3 protein-coding genes and 1 tRNA gene are annotated in these 2,136 nt (G+C 52.5%); 3 read left to right on the forward strand and 1 reads right to left on the reverse strand.

The window, feature by feature from the left end:
• Positions 1 to 406, forward strand: a 406-nt coding sequence (locus KQJ18_RS23595) for a molybdopterin dinucleotide binding domain-containing protein (protein ID WP_275945716.1), incomplete at its 5' end; no start/stop codon positions are given.
• 148 nt (positions 407 to 554) lie between these two features.
• On the opposite strand, the gene KQJ18_RS23600 is transcribed toward KQJ18_RS23595, so the two are convergent.
• Positions 555 to 642: transfer RNA gene (locus KQJ18_RS23600), tRNA-Ser, on the reverse strand.
• Between the two features lie 235 nt (positions 643 to 877).
• Between KQJ18_RS23600 and ghrA the strand changes: the two genes are divergently transcribed.
• Both ghrA and KQJ18_RS23610 read left to right on the forward strand, forming a co-directional pair.
• Complete coding sequence (gene ghrA, locus KQJ18_RS23605) at positions 878 to 1,816, forward strand: glyoxylate/hydroxypyruvate reductase GhrA (RefSeq protein ID WP_085048539.1); 939 nt, start codon at positions 878 to 880, stop codon at positions 1,814 to 1,816.
• 86 nt (positions 1,817 to 1,902) lie between these two features.
• Positions 1,903 to 2,136: PHP domain-containing protein (locus tag KQJ18_RS23610; protein WP_216422905.1), on the forward strand; the 234-nt coding region annotated here is incomplete at its 3' end.

Consider the following 2,136-nt stretch of genomic DNA (forward strand, 5'->3'; position numbering starts at 1 on the left):
CCGTCTACACTCTCAGCTCGACAACACGCCGCTACGTAAGAAGTATGCAGTAGCCGACCGTGAGGCTATCTGGATCCATCCGAAGGATGCCAGCGCACGTGGCATTAGTGCGGGCGATCTGGTTCGTGCCTTTAACGATCGCGGGCAGATCCTGGTTGGGGCAGTGATTACCGATAACGTCCGTGAAGGGGTGGTGCGGATCAGCGAAGGAGCGTGGTTTGACCCGGCCGATCCGTCACAGCCTGGTTCGCTGTGTAAGAACGGTAACGTCAACTGCCTGACCTTTGACGTCGGTTCCTCCAGCCTGGCGCAGGGGAACTGCGGGCAGATGTCACAGTTGCAGATCGAGAAATATACCGGACCGGTGCTGCAAAATACCGCGCATAATGTGCCAGTAGGCGCATAATCGACAGCCGGTTATAACGAACGGCCCCTCTTGCCAGTGGTGAGAGGGGCCGTTTCTTTTAATTCTCACTATGCCAGCAGTCGAACCCCACGGGCGTGCAATATGCGAAAAAAAAGCCCGTACTTGCGTACGAGCTCTTCTTAAAATATGGCGGTGAGGGGGGGATTCGAACCCCCGATACGTTGCCGTATACACACTTTCCAGGCGTGCTCCTTCAGCCACTCGGACACCTCACCATATTGTTGTTCCTGCGCTACCGGAACGGGCGCTAATTTAGGGAAATACCGTCCCGGCGTCAATCAACTTTTTGAAAAAAACGTGCATTTACACAAACTTCAAACAATCTGGAGCTTAAATAAGCGGGAATTGTTTTTTTTGCCAGCATCCTAAAATTTGCTACTCTGAGGATCCCTCGAAAAATGATGATAATAAGTGCGAGAAAGTTCCGCATAGCAATGCTCAGGAGACAAAATGGATATAATTTTTTATCACCCAACATTCGAAACAACCTGGTGGATTAATGCGCTGGCAAAAGCAATACCAGGCGCGAACGTCCGTGAGTGGAAAGCGGGTGATAATGCGCATGCTGACTATGCGCTGGTTTGGCATCCGCCGGTTGAAATGCTCGCGGGACGAAAATTAAAAGCCGTATTTGCACTGGGTGCTGGCGTCGATTCCATTCTCAGTAAGCTAAACGCTCACCCGGAAATGTTGGATACCTCGATCCCGCTTTTCCGTCTGGAAGATACGGGTATGGGCCTGCAAATGCAGGAATATGCGGTAAGTCAGGTGTTGCACTGGTTTCGTCGCTTTGATGATTACCAGGCGTTAAAAAATCAGGCGAAATGGCAACCATTGCCAGAGTATACCCGCGATGAGTTCACCATCGGGATCATGGGGGCCGGGGTCCTGGGTGCGAAAGTTGCCGAGAGTTTGCAGTCATGGGGGTTCCCGCTGCGCTGCTGGAGTCGTACGCGTAAATCCTGGCCTGGCGTGGAAAGCTTTGCCGGTACCGAAGAGCTGGGTGCGTTTTTGAGTCAAACTCGCGTGCTTATCAATCTTCTACCCAATACGGCAGAAACCGTGGGCATCATTAACGCTGGTTTACTTAGCCAGTTACAGGATGGCGCTTATGTGCTGAACCTGGCGCGTGGCGTTCATCTCAATGAAGACGATCTTCTGGCATCGCTGGACAGCGGCAAGGTGAAAGGCGCCATGCTGGATGTCTATAGCCGTGAACCGCTGCCGGAAACCAGCCCGCTATGGAAACATCCGCGAGTGGCGATGACACCGCACATCGCTGCCGTTACCCGTCCGGCGGAAGCGGTGGATTATATCTCCCGTACAATTTTCAATCTGGAAAGTGGCAAAGCCGTTACGGGTCAGGTCGATCGCGTACGGGGATACTAATGCCAACCCGGCAAGTGCCGGGTTTCAGCTAATAAATGGCGGCGATACCTGCTATCCTTGACGGAAAATGACTACAGGAGAGAGTTATGTATCCCGTTGACCTGCATATGCATACCGTCGCCAGCACCCACGCCTACAGCACCTTAAGTGATTACATCGCTGAAGCTCGTCGCAAAGGCATCAAGCTGTTTGCCATTACCGATCATGGACCGGACATGGCGGATGCGCCTCACCACTGGCACTTTATTAATATGCGCATTTGGCCTCGTGTCGTGGACGGCATAGGGATCCTGCGCGGAATTGAAGCGAATATTAAAAAT

The sequence above is a fragment of the Citrobacter sp. S55_ASV_140 genome, assembly GCF_018919505.1.
In the GTDB taxonomy this organism is placed as follows: Bacteria; Pseudomonadota; Gammaproteobacteria; order Enterobacterales; family Enterobacteriaceae; genus Citrobacter; species Citrobacter werkmanii.